This window comes from Candidatus Jordarchaeum sp. (assembly GCF_052745115.1).
On the sequence record NZ_JBRAKS010000047.1, the window covers coordinates 1 to 16,357 of the forward strand.

The 16,357-nt window shown below is 40.6% G+C and carries 16 protein-coding genes and 2 riboswitches; of the genes, 10 read left to right on the forward strand and 6 right to left on the reverse strand.

Features of this window, described 5'->3' with window-relative positions; translation table 11 throughout:
- Positions 1 to 172: 172 nt before the first annotated feature.
- On the reverse strand, positions 173 to 949 hold the full coding sequence (locus ACUVXA_RS05210) for an SDR family NAD(P)-dependent oxidoreductase (RefSeq protein WP_445870185.1): 777 nt from the start codon (positions 947 to 949) through the stop codon (positions 173 to 175).
- 249 nt (positions 950 to 1,198) lie between these two features.
- Between ACUVXA_RS05210 and ACUVXA_RS05215 the strand changes: the two genes are divergently transcribed.
- The 4 genes from ACUVXA_RS05215 to ACUVXA_RS05230 all read left to right on the forward strand — a co-directional run bounded on the left by ACUVXA_RS05215 (position 1,199) and on the right by ACUVXA_RS05230 (position 6,294).
- A complete protein-coding gene (locus ACUVXA_RS05215) occupies positions 1,199 to 3,028 on the forward strand; it encodes a thiamine pyrophosphate-dependent enzyme (protein WP_445870186.1) in 1,830 nt (609 codons plus the stop codon).
- Entirely contained in the window at positions 3,025 to 4,644 is a 1,620-nt protein-coding gene (locus ACUVXA_RS05220; RefSeq protein ID WP_445870187.1) for an FAD-dependent oxidoreductase, read from the forward strand. Before ACUVXA_RS05215 ends, ACUVXA_RS05220 begins: the two co-directional genes overlap by 4 nt.
- A 16-nt stretch (positions 4,645 to 4,660) precedes the next feature.
- The gene (locus ACUVXA_RS05225) at positions 4,661 to 5,284 is read left to right on the forward strand and encodes a 2-oxoacid:acceptor oxidoreductase family protein (protein ID WP_445870188.1); all 624 of its coding nucleotides are present in this window, start codon (positions 4,661 to 4,663) and stop codon (positions 5,282 to 5,284) included.
- A 95-nt stretch (positions 5,285 to 5,379) separates the two neighbouring features.
- Positions 5,380 to 6,294, forward strand: a complete 915-nt coding sequence (locus tag ACUVXA_RS05230) for an EFR1 family ferrodoxin (protein WP_445870189.1) — start codon at positions 5,380 to 5,382, stop codon at positions 6,292 to 6,294.
- A gap of 204 nt (positions 6,295 to 6,498) precedes the next feature.
- Here the strand turns inward: ACUVXA_RS05230 and ACUVXA_RS05235 are convergent, their stop codons facing one another.
- From ACUVXA_RS05235 to ACUVXA_RS05250, 4 genes are read right to left on the reverse strand one after another with little or no spacing between them, the layout of a single operon-like run.
- Positions 6,499 to 7,518, reverse strand: coding sequence for a hypothetical protein (locus ACUVXA_RS05235; RefSeq protein WP_445870190.1), 1,020 nt, complete (start codon positions 7,516 to 7,518; stop codon positions 6,499 to 6,501).
- Between the two features lie 16 nt (positions 7,519 to 7,534).
- On the reverse strand, positions 7,535 to 8,593 hold the full coding sequence (locus tag ACUVXA_RS05240) for a GTPase domain-containing protein (RefSeq protein ID WP_445870191.1): 1,059 nt from the start codon (positions 8,591 to 8,593) through the stop codon (positions 7,535 to 7,537).
- Complete coding sequence (locus ACUVXA_RS05245) at positions 8,571 to 9,476, reverse strand: hypothetical protein (protein ID WP_445870192.1); 906 nt, start codon at positions 9,474 to 9,476, stop codon at positions 8,571 to 8,573. The genes ACUVXA_RS05240 and ACUVXA_RS05245 overlap by 23 nt, the downstream gene beginning before the upstream one ends.
- Positions 9,458 to 9,967: a hypothetical protein gene (locus tag ACUVXA_RS05250; protein ID WP_445870193.1), complete on the reverse strand. Its 510-nt coding sequence runs from the start codon at positions 9,965 to 9,967 to the stop codon at positions 9,458 to 9,460. Before ACUVXA_RS05250 ends, ACUVXA_RS05245 begins: the two co-directional genes overlap by 19 nt.
- 401 nt (positions 9,968 to 10,368) lie before the next feature.
- Between ACUVXA_RS05250 and ACUVXA_RS05255 the strand changes: the two genes are divergently transcribed.
- Positions 10,369 to 11,631 (forward strand): M24 family metallopeptidase, encoded by a 1,263-nt coding sequence (locus ACUVXA_RS05255; protein ID WP_445870194.1) that lies wholly within the window; start codon positions 10,369 to 10,371, stop codon positions 11,629 to 11,631.
- Between the two features lie 249 nt (positions 11,632 to 11,880).
- On the opposite strand, the gene ACUVXA_RS05260 is transcribed toward ACUVXA_RS05255, so the two are convergent.
- Positions 11,881 to 12,051, reverse strand: a complete 171-nt coding sequence (locus tag ACUVXA_RS05260) for a hypothetical protein (protein WP_445870195.1) — start codon at positions 12,049 to 12,051, stop codon at positions 11,881 to 11,883.
- Between the two features lie 202 nt (positions 12,052 to 12,253).
- On the opposite strand from ACUVXA_RS05260, the gene ACUVXA_RS05265 reads away from it, so the two are divergent.
- The 5 genes from ACUVXA_RS05265 to ACUVXA_RS05285 all read left to right on the forward strand — a co-directional run bounded on the left by ACUVXA_RS05265 (position 12,254) and on the right by ACUVXA_RS05285 (position 15,931).
- Entirely contained in the window at positions 12,254 to 12,568 is a 315-nt protein-coding gene (locus ACUVXA_RS05265) for a hypothetical protein (protein ID WP_445870196.1), read from the forward strand.
- Positions 12,531 to 13,130, forward strand: coding sequence for a nucleotidyltransferase domain-containing protein (locus ACUVXA_RS05270; RefSeq protein WP_445870197.1), 600 nt, complete (start codon positions 12,531 to 12,533; stop codon positions 13,128 to 13,130). Before ACUVXA_RS05265 ends, ACUVXA_RS05270 begins: the two co-directional genes overlap by 38 nt.
- Positions 13,131 to 13,256: 126 nt before the next feature.
- Positions 13,257 to 13,317: riboswitch (Fluoride riboswitch) on the forward strand.
- A 25-nt stretch (positions 13,318 to 13,342) separates the two neighbouring features.
- A complete protein-coding gene (locus tag ACUVXA_RS05275) occupies positions 13,343 to 13,600 on the forward strand; it encodes a hypothetical protein (protein WP_445870198.1) in 258 nt (85 codons plus the stop codon).
- Between the two features lie 146 nt (positions 13,601 to 13,746).
- Positions 13,747 to 14,850: an MFS transporter gene (locus ACUVXA_RS05280; protein ID WP_445870200.1), complete on the forward strand. Its 1,104-nt coding sequence runs from the start codon at positions 13,747 to 13,749 to the stop codon at positions 14,848 to 14,850.
- Positions 14,851 to 14,947: 97 nt separating this feature from the next.
- Positions 14,948 to 15,024: riboswitch (Fluoride riboswitch) on the forward strand.
- Entirely contained in the window at positions 15,008 to 15,931 is a 924-nt protein-coding gene (locus ACUVXA_RS05285) for a prenyltransferase/squalene oxidase repeat-containing protein (RefSeq protein WP_445870199.1), read from the forward strand. It overlaps the preceding riboswitch by 17 nt.
- Positions 15,932 to 16,357: the final 426 nt, after the last annotated feature.

Below are 16,357 nucleotides of genomic sequence, written 5' to 3' on the forward strand. Positions count from 1 at the left end.
ATATAGTTATTGTAAGATATTGTAATATTTTTAATAATTATTTTTGAAAAATAAAAATATTTTTCATTGTGATTTTGTTATTGTTAAAAGAAAAAATTTTAAAAAATAGGTAAATCTTTAAAATTTATTATGTGAGTAGATGGGCTAGAGTATTTTTATGTTTATCATGACTTTATAATCCTAGGAGTTGGACCAGAATTCGTTGAGTTGGATTTAATAGGATGTTTCCTCCATCAACAACAATTACCTGTCCTGTTATGAAGCCGGATTCCTGTGACGCTAGGAAGGATGCAACTGCAGCTACGTCTTCTGGTGTCCCGTACCTTTTAACAGGTACCTCCTTGGCATAGTCTGGCATAGCTTCTAACCCTTCCGACATTGGTGTTAATATCATTGCAGGGGCTATTGCGTTTACAGTGATTCCTTTATGCGCTACCTCCAGTGCCAGGGATCTTGTAAATCCTAATATCGCTGCTTTTGTTGCGGCGTAATGAGCAGCTGTGACTTGACCGCATAATGCATTTTGTGAGGACATATTAATTATTCTATCCCCTTTTTGCATGGATTTAACAAGAATCCTTGAGAAGTAGAACATACCATCAACGTTGATTTTAAATATTTTATGCCACTGCTCCGTTGTCATATCCTTTACCAGACTAAAATTAATTATACCCGCATTATTTACAAGGATGCCAATTCTTCCGAGCCTCCTCTCGGTGTCTTCAATTGCCCTGCTTACCTGATCCACATCTGATACATCACATTGAACCGCAATGGCCTTTCCACCCAGATCTTGAATTTTATTTACTACTTTGTTCGCTTCTTTAAGATTAAGATCTACCACGGAAACCTCTGCTCCCTCTTTTGCGAAACGTAGAGCAACGGCCAGACCGATACCTGAAGCAGCCCCGGTCACCAAGGCAACCCGGTCTAACAATCCTTTTTCCATATCCACAACCTCTAAGAATTTACTAAACATTTGCGTAATTTACATTTATAAAAATACTGACCAAGCACTCTGGTTCACATTTTTTTTATCTCTTTTCCTATATCTTTAGTAAACACAAAACTTACTTTATAACCTTCTACTATCTTTTTATTCCTTTGAGTTTGAAATTATTTAGGACAGGATGATAGATAGACTTATGAATTTTAGTGAATAATAGTTTAAAAGTCATTTATTGAGAGGATTTTGAAGATGGGTAAAGAAACTTACGCTCCTCCCACTTTTTTGAAGTGGGCTAGTGGTGATGTGGCTAAAGATTTTCCGGGAAAAACATTTATGATTAGCTGTAATGAGGCGATTGCCAGAGGTGCTGTTGAAGCCGGTGTTAAGGTGGTGGCTGCATATCCGGGTTCACCCCTGCAGTACACTATAGAGAGCTTGGCTATGGCTGCTAAAATCTATCCCTCAATGCATGTGGAATGGTCGTCTAACGAAAAAGTTGCGTATGATGTGGCTCTGGGGGCAGCCATGGCTGGTGTGCGTTCCATGTCGCCTATGAAGCAGTTGGGTATGAATGTTATCATAGATTCTCTGGTTCAGGGAGCTAATCTCGGTCCCACTGGTTTTGTATTGGCTGTAGGCGATGATCCGGGTGCTTTAGAAACGGAGAATGAGATGGATACTCGTTATTTGGCAAGGTATGCTGAAGTTCCGGTCATCGAGCCTACCTCAATACAAGAGGTTAAAGACTACACGCTCCGCGCCTTTGAGCTTTCCGAGAAGGTTAAACTCCCGGTTGTGGTTAGAATCACTACTGGATTGGCTTATCAGAGAGCCCCTGTTACTTTTGGAGAAATTCATCACGATATACGGGAGAGGGAAACAAACTTCGATAAGAATCGCCGCTGGCTTCTAGGTGACGCTTTCCCCTGGCCTATGAAGCCCTTTGGTGCAAAGCATATGAGGTTTCACGATGAGTTACCAGTGAAAGAATGGGAGAACACTGTGGGTTCCCTGCCTAAAGCAAAGTACACTGAACAAGTTGTGGACGAGCTACCCTGGAACACGCTAGTTTTTGGTAAGGATGCCAAGTTTGGGGTGATTGCGGTAGGTGAGTGTTACCAGGAAGCTATGGAAGCCATAAAGTATCTAGGTATGGAAGACAAGATGGCGGTCCTGAAACTAGTCACCTCATACCCCCTGCCAAAAAGCAAGGTTACTGAAATACTGGAAAAAACGGAGAAGGTTTTGGTGGTGGAGCAGATTGAACCTTTTGTAGAAACCGAGGTGTGCGCAATCTCAGCGAACATGGACAAGCATGCCAAGATTTTTGGCAAACTCACAGAAGATATTCCAATCTGCAACGAGATTACTCGAAACATGATCGGAAAAGCGTTGGGCAAAATGCTAGGTGTGACTTTCCTGCCAAGGGAAGAAGAGGAAAGAATCGAAAAAGGCAAGAATTTGCTGTACAAGGAACTGTTCTTTATTAATGTTCCAAGATTCTGTCCGGGGTGTCCCGAACTGGCTGCTGGATTTGCTATGAAGACCGTTTGTAATGAGCTTTACGGAGAGGATGTTACTTTCATTGGTGATGTGGGTTGCTACGGTATGTTGGCTGTACCGCCACTTGACGCTTCACATGCGAACCTCAGTATGGGGTCTGGACTCAGTATGGCGAGCGGAATCTATCATGCCGGTTCAAAAGATAAGGTGATTGCATATATTGGTGATAGCACGTTTTTCCACTCGGGAATGTCTGCTCTAGTTAATGCGGTTTATAACAAAGCCAATTTACTGCTCTACGTTCTAGATAACCGAACAACTGGTAATACTGGGCATCAGCCCCATCCAGGTGCATTCGGTATTACCGCAACAAGAGAACCTACTAAGGTACTGGACATCGAAGAGATAGTGAAAGCCTTCCAGGTGGACTATGTTAAGGTGGTAGATCCATATGATTTTGAGGAAACCACCGAGACTCTCAGAGAAGCTATGGAGGTGGAGGGCGTAGCTGTGGTTATAGCCAGACAAACCTGCGCCCTTCTTGCACAAAGAATAATGGGGTTGACTGCAAAATGAGTCTGAAACTTATTGGGAATCAGTGGAAAATAAATAAAGAATTGTGTCAGGCTTGGACCGGGAGTAGGTCTCCTTGCCGTGCGGCCTGCCCAGTGGATCTAGACGTTTCCAAATATGTGAGCCTCATATCTGAGGGAAAATTCAGGGAAGCTCTAGAGGTTATTCTGGAGAGGATGCCTTTTCCGGCTATCTGTGGGCGTATTTGCCATCATCCATGTGAAACAGATTGCACACGAAGTGATATAGAGCAATCCATAGCCATAAGGGATTTGAAACGTTTTGTAGCCGATTTTTGCTCAGATGAAATGTGTCTGAAGAGAATTGAGTCGAATAGGGAAGAGAAAGTTGCTATTGTGGGTGCTGGTCCCGCGGGGTTAACAGCGGCCTACGATTTGTTAAAGAGGGGTTATAGGGTAACGATTTTCGAGGCTTCGGAGCAACCTGGGGGAATGATAACTAGTTGCCTTCCCGATTATAGGATTCCAAGAGAAGTTGCCGAGAAAGAAATCAATCAGGTTTTGAACATGGGAATAGAGTTAAGAACAGGAACCATAATCTCAGAAATTGATAAACTCTGGGATGAGGGATTCAAAGCGATGCTAGTGGCTATAGGTGCACAGAATTCTCGAATGATTGAACTGGAGGGAATAGAAGGTAAGGGTGTTCTTTACGGTTTGCCATTCCTGGGGGATGTGAAGAGAGGGAAAAGTATCGAACTAGGAGACCGGGTAATTGTCATTGGTGGGGGAAATGTGGCAGTGGATTGTGCCCAGTGTGCGATAAGATTGGGAGCAAAGGAAGTTTACATGGTCTGTTTAGAATCACGTGACGAGATGCCGGCCCATGAATGGCAACTAGAGGAAGCGGTGGAAGAGGGAGTTAAACTCTGCCCCTCACTGGGACCCAAAAAAATCCTAACTAAGGATGACAAGGTTGTAGGTTTAGAGACAATAGTATGTAGCTGCGTGTTTGACTCCGAAGGAAAATTTTCACCGCAATTTGATGAGAACACAGAATCAACCATGGAAGCCGATACTATAATCATAGCTATCGGTCAGGAACCAGATTTTACGGGTTTTGAAAAATTGGATAAAACTCCACTTAAAACTTTCAAAGTTAATTCGGAAACCTTGGAGACTAATATTCCGGGGGTTTTTGCAGCTGGTGACTGTGTTAATGGGCCTGCAAGTTTTGTGGAGGCTGTGCAAACCGGACACATGGCAGCGGAGAGCATAGACCGCTATCTAAGGGGTGAAGATTTAACTGAGGGAAGAAAAGAGGTCAAAAATACGCCGCTGGAAGTGGTACCGATTCCCCGAGGAGTTATAAGGAAAAAGCGGGTATCCATGCCAGTGTTAAAAGCGGAGGAGAGAAAGAAGAGTTTTAAGGAGATAATGTTGGGATATTCGGAGCAGTTGGCGGTTGAGGAGGCTAAACGCTGTTTAAACTGTGCCATATGTGGTTACTGTATCGAAAACTTTGGATGCATAGCTATGATTTGGACGGATAATCCAAATCTACCAGATCGGTCCCCGGAGATAGACTTGGCTTTGTGCGTGGGCTGTGGTGTCTGCCCTCAGATATGTCCTCATAAGGCGATAGAGGAGATTAAGTGAAGGAGGATGCGTGTTTATGAATGAAGATTTGAATCTTATAATTTGTGGTTTGTCGGGTCAAGGGATTATTCTTACTGAAAGATTGCTTGTGATAGCTCTCTCTCAGGAGGGGAGAAATGTTCTGTCTGCCGATGTTCCGCCCTGGACGCATAGAAACGCTTTAACTTACTGTTACATTAGGACCGGCGAAGAACTCTACTCTCCAAGGATACCAGAAGGAGGAGCGAACCTGATAGTTGCCTTTGAACCCCTGGTGGCACTTCAGGTATCAGCAATTTACGGAAACAAGGAAACCACCGTAATCACGAATAATTATCCCATTGAAACCCGAGGTTTATCTCGCGACGGATTAAGAGACATGTCGGAACAACTGGCACACAAGTACCCTACAGTTGAAGAGATATTAGACTACCTTAAACAATTGGAGATTAAAAAAGTAAGAACCATTAATGGTACCGATATCTCTTTCCGAGAAACCGGAAGTGCGAGGGCGTTAAACATGGTTATGTTGGGAGCAGCATACGCCACAAACATGATTCCCATTAGACGAGAAAGTCTAGAGGTGGGAATTATGGAAAATACTCCCCCGGGCACAGGTGAAATAAATTTAAAGGCTTTCAAAGCAGGTATGAGTCTCTGAACTCAGTTTTTAATGAAAATCTTGAAACCCTTAATCTGTCCTTTTCTTAATTTTTAAAAGGTTTCCATGCGTATATGATGAGGAGTGGAGATAATATGAAAACTCTGATAATTTATTTCTCTCAATCGGGCAATACACGCAAAGTGGCTGAGTGCATCCGGAACGGTGTAGTCGATGTGACCGGGCAGTGCGATATAACGGATATAAATAATGTGGATACTAGCGCGTTGCAGAATTATAATCTAGTTGGATTGGGCTGCCCGACACACTACTACAAGGAACCGTTCAACGTGCGCGAATTTATAGACGGGCTACCAGAGCTGAGGAATCGCCAGTGGTTCCTATTTTGCACACACGGCTCAATTATAGCAAACACCTTTCCCTCTATGGCGGAACGCTTAAAGAAAAAAGGAATCATGGTTATGGGCTATCATGACACCTATGCTGACTCCAAAATGCCCTATTTACCGTATCCCACACTAACCACCGGTCATCCTGACTCTCTTGATTTAGAAGAGGCGCGCTCCTTTGGAAGAGAAGTCGCAGAGCGCAGCCAGCGTATCACTGAGGGTGACACAAGTCTCATTCCCGAACCAGAGCCTGTATCTGAAGAGTGGGTACGTGAAGCTGAAATGTACAGCTTGGAATTATTAGAAAGGATAAGCCCCCATCTTAGCATTAATATGGATAAATGCACTCTTTGCCACGCTTGTCAGGATAATTGTCCGGTCAAAGGTATTGATATAGAGGCTGATCCGCCACGCATCCAGACTCCCTGTATATACTGCTTTTTCTGTTGGAAGGTATGTCCAACGCTCGCAATCGAGGCCGACTGGGAATTTCTCGCCACATTTACGCCCGAAATATATGCACGCCTTCGGCGAGAGCTCGATAAGAGTGCAGCTCATGGAAAATTCCGGTGGCTAATTGACCCCGATTCCCTTAGTTTCGATGATCCTCTTTACAAACAGCGTGAACGCGAGTTCAAAGGCGAAAAGCAAATTGACTAACTTCTGGGCTGCAGGGAGGCCTGATGGAGATAAAGCGTTTAATGAATGCGTTCAAAGCGAAAATGAGTCTTTAGACCTGTTTTTTAAAAATTGTATATTCTTTAAAATTTTTTAGTATTTGTTAAAGAGTTTCTCAGATTTCACTTTTAATTATTTTCTTGGAATCAAAAAGAGTTTCAATGGCATTGAGTTATCTTTATATGATTATCGATTTTTTCCTTTTTTGGTTTTTTTAGAAGTTTTTGCTTGCGGTGTTTTTTTGAATAAATTTTTTATTCGTTTAATGATGCTCTTTTCCTCGATTTTTGTTTCTATTGTTACTTTCAAGAGCGGGTATACGTATTCTTTTGTATGATCTGCTAGCATGTGATTTTTTAGTTGTTCTACGTGAAATAGAATAGTTTCCTCCTCAACCCCTATTCTTCTTACCAGATTTTTTATTGAGGTTATTCCCTCTTCTTCAAGAATTTTAATTATCTGATAGTTTGTTGAGTTTACCAGCGGTTCAAGAATATCTATGGGTCTCTCTTCCATTTCCTGTCTTATTTGCCTTTGGAGTTCATCTATTGCATTTGTGACTTTTTGACCCACCTCTGACATAATGTTTGGAGGCACTTTTCCCTTTTCTAAATCCTCTATTATTGAATTTGAGGGGGCTTTGAAAATTTTTATCTTCATAATTTCAAACTTTGTCTCTCCGTTACGCTTTTCGGATACAAGTTCTAACCTTTTTAGATTAGAGAGGGTTAATGGAGACACTGTTTTTCCTTCTCGGAGAGCAGCGAGACTCTTCCAGGTTTCTTCGTCTGCCAATACCCGTATCATGAGATGTGTCCTATCTACGGTTTTTTCTCTTTTTTCCAGTTCTTTGTAGATTTCTTGGATTTTGATTTTGCCACCATTATCCAATAGTTTAATTATTTCTATGGCTTTGGTTTTGAGAAACTCCTTGTAGGCTACTCCTATCTCTTTTTCTTCCAGTACCAACGCTATACATATTTGGTTACTTGATTTCGGAACCATTCCAGAGTAGTAGCTTGAAATTTTAAGGTTCCCCATTTTTATTTCAAGATACTCTTTGGTTTCTCCCGTGGAGTGTGCAAAGTATAATTGTTGAGCCAAACTGTTTGTTATCTCTGTCTTATCTATTATGTACGTGTATTCTGGTTTTAGCATCACACCCTCAACAGCGTCAAAATAAGTGATAAAAATTCCTTTCGGCATTCATTTCCCCCAAGTGTCAACTTACAGTTCTAAAAACATTTGAAATTTTTTCTAAGGATTTTTCAACCATTACACGCAATTCCTCTTCATCTAATTGTTTATCCCCTGGAAGCGCGGTCAAAAATGCTATTTCTTCATTTATACTTTTCAATACAATTAATGAAACTTCTGCCCTAAAAATGATTGCCTTCGGGAAGTCTTTTTCTCTTTCCTCCAAGATAATAGCGGCATGTGCTATTGTGTTTCCCAATGTTGTATCCATGACTTCACTCTCTTTAAGGGTGGTCGCAATGATAAAATTATTTAATTTATCCACAATTACACTACCCATAGACCCTAAATTACGGTCTAATTCCTTTAGCAAAAACACGAGATAGTTTAAAAATTCTTCCGGGTAAACTTTTCTTGCTCCGGTACCCAGTATCTTCATATTTTTGATAAATCTCTTATACTTGTCGAGGATTTCAATGACAGCTCCATCGGATCTAATCCAATAAGCCTTATGCTCATTAGGACCTCTAATAGGATCCATTATTGATGTACCGTAAACTATGATTCTCTTCACCATTTTTTCTATTTGCCTTCTTTCCTGAGGATCTTTGGGAAAATATTCTTGGTATTTTAGTTCAGTTGGTCCGATTAGAACGCTTCTTAATTCATCCGGCGGTAGGTGCACTTTCAAATCCTGTTTGTGTGCAAAAATAACGGGAAAAGCTTGAGGTGAATACTTAGTAATTCTACTAATAGACCGCCAAAATTCTTTCCTTGCAAGATGAATCATTTTAGGATCACCAGAGTCAACCACATAAATAAAAATGTTCACCTTACTGAAAAGAGGCTCTTCCCTTTCTGGACGGTAATACTCATTAAACATCATTTCCTGTCCCCCAGTATCAAAAAATTTGCAGAGATAATTCCCATGTGTATAATCCGGATGAACCTTAATTAACATAGTTGGCTCCATAATCGCAAGTTCCCTTGACTCCAAACCATAGATTACTTGCCTAATTATGGACGTTTTCCCCGCACTAGTAGGCCCCATCACCAGAATCTTAAGATGTTCCACCACCACCACCACCACCTTCCTCCAAAGCTCTCTTAATCCTTTCTCTAGCCTCCTCTAACTGCTTAACCCTCCTTTTCCGGAAAGATGCAGCCTCCCCGGAAACATAGAAACGACTAACAACCAGACCCAAAATTGAAAATAAGGCAACAGCACCAATAATAAGTGCAGTAGGCGATAAACTGGGCTCATTTCCACCCCCAAGCAAAAAGGCAACTAAAAACAAAACAAAATTAGTTGGAATCACTGGAGGGATATAGTTTACAACCACCACGGTCAAACCAATTTCCCAAGAATCTTGAAATCTATCTAAAGAATCATTATTACCTTTAAACCGAATAGTAAATACGGAATTATCAATTTTTAATGATTCATTATTCCACGTATTACTTTGTAGATTAGAAATAATTTCAGTCCAACCGTTACCAGTCCAGTACCATATACTAAGACTCTCATCACCAAAAAAATCACCTGTTAGTATACATAATTTGCTATCAGACGCACTTGGGGGAATATTTGTCCACTGAAGCTCTAAATCCAATTTATAATCTGGTACGGTGTAATTCACAACAACCCAAACATAAGTACACCTTATCTCAGCAGCATGCCCACGAGGAAGTCTCACCCTAATCCCTGCCTGTAAATCCGTCAAATCAGACCAATTCCAAGGTTCAAGTGTATCCGGATTTTGATCCCACCTGCTAGAGAAATTTACGTAATCACCAGGATCCACAGTGAAAGTTTTTCCTTGCTGTACTCCTATTGTCCAATTCGGATTATAAAGCATGGGAACCACACTACTGTATGTGGACTCTGTTAAAAGATGTAGTTTAACTCTTATGTAAACCTCAATATAATTTATAATCGCCCACTCAATTACTGGAGGATTTTCCAACTTGTATAAATCCAGTTTCCAAGTGAGTGTTTTATTAAAAAAACATAGGAAGAGTCATCGTCAGAGCTATTACAACATTCCCAATTTAGTTTTGTATCGGGATAAGGATAAAGTTGTGTAGTTCCAGTTCCCCCATTTGGTACAAGTGTTAAAGTAATTGAGGTGTTAGTGTTGCTTTCGGTAAGTATATTATAAGTACTATTATTTGAATCAGCCAAATTTGGCCAGTAGGAATGAGAACCTACACTCGGGATACCATCCACATTGCTATCATTTCGATTTGGATAAAGGGATATAATATCTTTAGGGTAATTAGCTATACCCTGACCGCTGCTAAATAATCCTTGTCCAAGAACCGGGTTATTCTCAGGCAGCGTAAATAAGATGATTATTGTGAGGGAAGAGATGAAAATCAGTGCTAAGACCGCTAACGCCCCTAATTGTTTTTTACTTATTGGTTTAAATTCCCGTCTCAACTTTTTGCCTAACATTGGTAACCTACCTAAAATTATTTCCTTTTAGAAAACCTATCTTGCACAGTCCCAGAATTGCTTTCCCTTTACTAATAATGGTCTATTCTATTATTAAGCTACGAATTTCAGCATTTTTATATAGAATCATGTATCAATTGTGTAAAAATTTTTCTATCACTGTTCTTAATTAAAATTAGATTCACGTTTAATCTAATGGTTTAGATAGTTTTTTAACGCCCCATGATATCAATTATAAATTATTATGGTGTCAAGCACCTGAATTTAAAGAACCACGATTCATAATAGGGAATTAGGCTTATATATTAAGCAGAAAAATATATTATAAATTTGGTCTTAGATTTTTTAGTAGTTATTTTTTCACACCGCGGGATAATATACTAAAAAGTGGGTGAATTTAAATGGCTAAAAAAGGAGAGGTAACCAAGAAAAAATGGGAGACCATGCCATACTCGGAGTATAAGAAACGTGTACAAACGGCTAGAGAACTATTAGCCAAACATAAAATGGATGCTATGATATTATTCTCTCCCTTAAACTGGCGATACTACGGTGGATGGACAGATGTTGCCCAGATGCACAACTGGGTGTGGCGCTCCTGCATGATCATACCACGAGACCATGACCCAGTCAATGTATCCCATGGAGCCTTCTACTGGCAGAATCTGTTAACAACCTATGTTGAGGACAACCGCTTCTGGAGTGAAACTGAGGGCGGAAGATTACTGGCTTCTTTTCTAACAGGACAACAGATTCCGAGCGAGTTTTGGCAATTACTAATAGACACATTAAAAGAATTGAAACTAGATAAGGGCGTACTTGGAGTCGAAAAGGGCCCCGATATAGATACTTATCTTTCATTTGAAGAATACGACCTGCTAAACAAAAGACTACCCACGGCAAAAATCGTAGCCGCCGACCCGGTCATATGGGAGCAGAGGAGCGTAAAAACACCATACGAAATCGGAATCATCCGTGAAGGCTGCAAGAGATCCGTAAAAGTTTTGAAGACAGCCTTTGAAACCATCAAACCGGGTGTAAACGAGCTAGATATACACAGAGCCTTCTGGAGAGCCTGCGCCGAACAAGACTTACTGGAATCCCCGAACTGTTCGACCTGGCTGTGCTGGACAAGCAACGCTGAGGAAGAGGGCGGAGTCTTCAGATGGATAACTGGACCGGTAGACCGCATCATAAAGAAAGGAGACATGGGAATCAGCGACTGCGGACCCACCTACAAAGGCTACCAGATGGATTGGCAAAGAACCTTCTACGTAGGCGACCCCCCACAAAAACAAATAGAACTAAGCAAATTAGCCATAGAAGGGGAACAGGCAGCCATAGACGCTCTGGTACCGGGCGCAAAAGTGGGAGACGCACACAAAGCCTCAGTTGAAGCCCTAAAGAAGAAGGATCCCATGCAAATGCACATAATAAACTTCGTAGGACACGGTATGGGTTTATCAAACCACGAACCACCATGGATCATACCCGACAACCCCACCATAGTAAAGGAAAACATGGTGTTCTGCGTGGAGGTGGGAGCCTTCGACCTAGAGATGCAGCTCGTAGGAGCCATGCCCGAAGACATCGTACTTGTAACAAAAAAGGGATCCGAAATCCTAACCAAAGACTTCCCACGCGACCTATGGATAGTAAAATAAAAAGTTAGAAAAAAATAATTCAACCGTCCTTCTTTTTTTATAGAAAATTATTATTTAATTCTGAGAACTGGTTCAAAGCCCATTTGTATATCATTAAATAGGTCTTATCAGCAAGTTAAAAAGGAGATTGGCAGTCCACCGACCAAATAAAATTAGGGAAAAAAGAGAGAGTGAAGCGGTTCATATAATGGTCTTGATATTTTCTCATAGGGTAGAGTCCGGTCTATAATCTTAATGTAGAAGGATTTTTTAGTCGGAGATTTCGAATACATTTTTAGGTCTTCTAAGAAGAATCTTACAATCTTCCTTTTTTCCAGTAGCTTCCACCACTTTTACGGTCAGTTCGAATAACGCTGACATACTGGAGAAGATGCGTTCGACTATTAACTCTTGGTTTTGGAATTCATTTTTCCACTTCAATTTCCACATCTCTTAATTCTTAAATTTCTTCTTCCCAAATCTTAGAGGTGAAATATTTTGAATTTGAGCAATTGACAATGACATATACTACTGAAGAAAATATTTATAATTGGAAAAATTCTTATTACAAGAACAGATGTCGTTGAAATGGGAGATCCATTACACCATTCAAGATTAGCCAAAAGAGAAAAGGGAGGCAGCATTGGAGGAGTATGAAAGGGAGAGATACACTGTGGTAGGCGACCTGGTCATAAAGGCTGTAGAACAAGCAATTGAGGCAGCAGCATCCAAAGAAGAAATACATTTCCATCTTAACCCAAAAACAGCACATGCAAGAAGAATTAAATGGACAAAACAAAAATTTCCAGAAATCGCTGCGGATCTAGAAATAGTTTGGGGAGCCTATGGAGACTTAGGCTATGATGGATTAAACGGTAATAGAGCACGAGAAGCAGTTGAGGCTATGGAGAGAATAATAAATGAGATTGAAAACAGAGCAGGAGTCAAATTTGAATAGCATTGTGAATGCTGTAGCACAAGTTGAGGGCGTATTAGCTGTAATCCTATTCGGAAGCAGAGCGAAAGGCAATTATGACGAGTATTCAGACTACGACTTACTCGTAGTTTTTGAAAATGACCAAACTATGTGGAAAAACCGCAGAGAACTCTACGAAAAAGTCGGGAGATTGGGCTTGTTTACCCAAGTTCTGACAAGAACACTGAAGGAATTGTGGGAAAAAACAGAGCCAACATTCTTAAAAGACATTTTCGAGCATGGAGTAATTCTATACTTAAGATACCCACCATGTGTCCCAGCACTTCTGCAAACCCTGCGACGAATGGCTATAATAACCTACAGCCTCAAAAGCCTAACTCAAAAAGAAAAAATGAAAATAATCTACAAATTATTTGGAAAACAAAATTTAAAGAAAATGGTCGAACAAAGAGGCGGAAGGAAACTAGGAGACGGATGCTTCATGATTCCAATAGAGAACCTAGAAGAAGTTACACGAACCCTGAAACAATACAATGTCAGATTCGAAACACTAACAGTCTACGAACAAATCCAAAACAGGTAAAAATACTTTAACCAATAAACCCTTTTCATCCTTCATTCAACACTAAGTCAGCTAACTCGTCCAAGCAGACCTACGTGGCAACAATGCTTAAATATCTGTTAAAAAAATAATTCCATTCACACTCGTATAGATACAGGTGATGGAGTTCACCCTTAACCACCTAATAGTTGATAACTCCTACCAATCAATATTATTGGAAGGAAATATTAGTTATGAATGAATACGAAGAACAAGCTGTTAGTTATATAATGGAAGGTAAATGCGAAAAAGTTGGATTTGGCTCTTACAGATTAGGAGAGCTAAATGCTCTAGATGCTTTGTATGCCTTATCTATCCTGAACCTTTTGGATATCAATTTTAAAGATGAAAGCACCGTGGCTTATTTAAAGAGTTTACAGAATATTTATGGTTCATATAGCATTATTTACTCTACATTTTATGGAGGAATTCCTACACATGAGAATACATAAAGTGCTATTTATTTTCCGATATTATTATCTGTATTAAAAATATGGGGGGAATATAGGTGGGGCTAATAGGAAAAGGTAATAAGTATGTTTTAAAAGAAGCTACCAAGTTTATTATACTACTGGGTGTAGTGAGCCTCTTTGCAGACATGACTTATGAGGGGGCACGCAGCATCACGGGCCCGTATCTCTCTATCCTTGGAGCAAGTGGAACTGTCGTAGGAATTGTTGCGGGATTAGGAGAGTTGATCGGGTATGGCCTACGTTTTATTTCCGGTTATATTAGCGATAGAACAGGGAAATATTGGACTGTAACATTATCGGGATATGTAATAAACCTCTTTGCAGTCCCTCTCCTAGCACTGGCAGGGCGGTTGGATATTGCAATCCTCCTCATAATCACAGAGCGAATGGGAAAAGGTATCCGCACACCTGCCCGTGATGCTATGCTTTCACACGCCACAACACAAATGGGACGGGGCTGGGGATTCGGCATCCATGAAGCATTAGACCAAATAGGGGCTATCCTTGGCCCCCTAATTGTGGCTGCGATTCTTTATTTCGAAGGAAGTTACCAGGTAAGCTTTGCTGTTCTGCTTGTACCAGCTCTCCTCGCGCTAAGCGTCCTTGCCAGGGCACGGTTATTATATCCTCGCCCCCGTGCCTTCGAAGAAGAAAAGGCTAAACTGCAAAGTAAGGGCTATCCAAAAGTGTTCTGGCTCTATCTTGTCGCAGTCGCTTTAATTGCTGCGGGGTTTGTTGATTTCTCTCTGATTGCCTTTCATTTCAAAGAAGTTGCCATAGTTTCAGATGATTGGATTCCTATCTTTTATGCTACCGCTATGGCAGTTGATGCTCTTGCTGCACTTCTGTTAGGACGATTATTTGATCGAGTAGGCATCCCTATTCTGATTGCTGCTACCATCATATCCTTGGTCTGTGCTCCTTTAGCCTTCATGGGCAACTTTTACTTTGCTCTTTTAGGTGTTGCCCTATGGGGTGTGGGTATGGGAGCGCAGGAGTCCATTATGAGAGCTATTATCGCGGGTATGGTTTCAATTGATAGACGCGGTTCCGCTTATGGGATTTTTAATACCGGCTTTGGGATATTCTGGTTTTTAGGCAGTGCATTAATGGGAATGCTCTATGATGTCTCGATTCCCGCTCTCATTGCATTCTCGGTAGTGGCTCAACTTGCCTCTATTCCAATTTTCCTTTTGGTCAGAAAAAAATTCCTATACGTCCCTACTTAGTGAAACTGCCGGCAAAACACCCTTATTTCAATAACAGTGGGCATCAGCCCCGCTTATAGAAGAGGTAATTTTTTATATTTTGGCTCTCATGTTTTCACTTAGCGCAGGTGATGAAGCTCGCCTTTAACCGCCCTTGCTTCAAATCTCGCAGGGGCTGATGGCTTCTACCAGTATTCAAGAAGAAAGAGTGTGTACTAGTTTGCGTGAAGTAGGGCGGTTGACTTTAGGAAACGAAGGAACTCTAGGTATAAAAAAAGAGCGACTCGCCGATTCGTTTTTAACTAAAGGCGTCATAAAATATGTTACAAACGGTCAGAACAATGATGGGGGGTACACCTTTTGTCCAGGCGTCGAATCAAACGCACAGGATACCTACTATGGATTAGCAATCCTGAATTTGTTAAATTCACCCTTTCCCAACATGGAAAAAACAGTTGAATGGTTGCTTTCACTTGAAATATACAGTATTTATACTTATTATTATGTTGGCAAGGCTTTAGCATTGTGCGGCGAACAACTGGATGACCGTTTTAGAGAATATGTTACTTCCGTGATTAGTTCTAAAAAGCATTCTTGCAACACAAATGTCTACGCTGAGCTTTCTTCAGGCTTCAAGTCTTCACTTATGGTTTTAGAACTTGCAAAAATGTTACATGTAAAGTTTAACGGAGAAGAAATTAAGAATTGGTTGCTCGGATTCAAGAATAAAGATGGCGGATTTGGAGCAAACAGGCATTCCAACATTATCTCAACGTATTATGCTGTAGCCTCTCTTTGCCTTTTAAAATACAATATAGAGAGATTACGTGGCATAATAATATTTGTGAGAAAATGTGAAGTGCCTCATGGCGGATTCACTATTGTTCCCCATTCTTTAAAACCGTATATAGAATTTACATACGCAGGAGTAATGACTCTTAACTTGCTCGGGGAAAAATGCAGATTTCCACAACAAACAGCGGATTTCACCTTAAAATGCCAACGCGCTAACGGAGGCTTCGCTCGAGCAGACCTCGGAATATCAACCCTGGAAAACACTTTTCAAGCAGTGAATGTACTACGGAAACTTAACTTACTGTAGAAAAAATTGAAGGTCCAAATTGAGATTAAAGGATTGTTAATCACGAATTTCATAGTATCTTTTTAGATCATTTAAAACGAATTTTATAATCTTCCCTTTCTTCCATTCTGTTTTTTCGCCAGTTTCCTACATGTTTACTATCAGTTCTGAATGCTGATGTAACTGATTTTTTAGTTTATCTAACCTCTATTAAAGAGAAAAAATTCGGTGGGGGAAAAATGAGTTTTACAAAAAATGAAGCAAGAAAGCCCGCCTTCTTTAAGGGGATGGAATGAATTGCGAGGGATTTAAATAATGGAAAAAGGAAAAAACAGAAAAAAATAGGACTTGCTTACCTGGAAAAGGGTGTAGAACCCATTAACCGGGTGGTGGCACACCCTACACTTCAAACAATAGAAGTGCAGAACCTTCAACAGTTCAAGGCGG

What these genes read in the sequence shown, in the direction of transcription:
- ACUVXA_RS05235 (WP_445870190.1), bottom strand. Translation starts at nt 7,518, where the DNA reads ATGCCGAAAGGAATTTTTATCACTTATTTTGACGCTGTTGAGGGTGTG.
- ACUVXA_RS05210 (WP_445870185.1), bottom strand. Translation starts at nt 949, where the DNA reads ATGGAAAAAGGATTGTTAGACCGGGTTGCCTTGGTGACCGGGGCTGCT.
- ACUVXA_RS05275 (WP_445870198.1), top strand. Translation starts at nt 13,343, where the DNA reads ATGAATGAATACGAAGAACAAGCTGTTAGTTATATAATGGAAGGTAAA.
- ACUVXA_RS05230 (WP_445870189.1), top strand. Translation starts at nt 5,380, where the DNA reads ATGAAAACTCTGATAATTTATTTCTCTCAATCGGGCAATACACGCAAA.
- ACUVXA_RS05255 (WP_445870194.1), top strand. Translation starts at nt 10,369, where the DNA reads ATGGCTAAAAAAGGAGAGGTAACCAAGAAAAAATGGGAGACCATGCCA.
- ACUVXA_RS05285 (WP_445870199.1), top strand. Translation starts at nt 15,008, where the DNA reads ATGGCTTCTACCAGTATTCAAGAAGAAAGAGTGTGTACTAGTTTGCGT.
- ACUVXA_RS05250 (WP_445870193.1), bottom strand. Translation starts at nt 9,967, where the DNA reads ATGTTAGGCAAAAAGTTGAGACGGGAATTTAAACCAATAAGTAAAAAA.
- ACUVXA_RS05280 (WP_445870200.1), top strand. Translation starts at nt 13,747, where the DNA reads ATGACTTATGAGGGGGCACGCAGCATCACGGGCCCGTATCTCTCTATC.
- ACUVXA_RS05225 (WP_445870188.1), top strand. Translation starts at nt 4,661, where the DNA reads ATGAATGAAGATTTGAATCTTATAATTTGTGGTTTGTCGGGTCAAGGG.
- ACUVXA_RS05220 (WP_445870187.1), top strand. Translation starts at nt 3,025, where the DNA reads ATGAGTCTGAAACTTATTGGGAATCAGTGGAAAATAAATAAAGAATTG.
- ACUVXA_RS05270 (WP_445870197.1), top strand. Translation starts at nt 12,531, where the DNA reads ATGAGATTGAAAACAGAGCAGGAGTCAAATTTGAATAGCATTGTGAAT.
- ACUVXA_RS05215 (WP_445870186.1), top strand. Translation starts at nt 1,199, where the DNA reads ATGGGTAAAGAAACTTACGCTCCTCCCACTTTTTTGAAGTGGGCTAGT.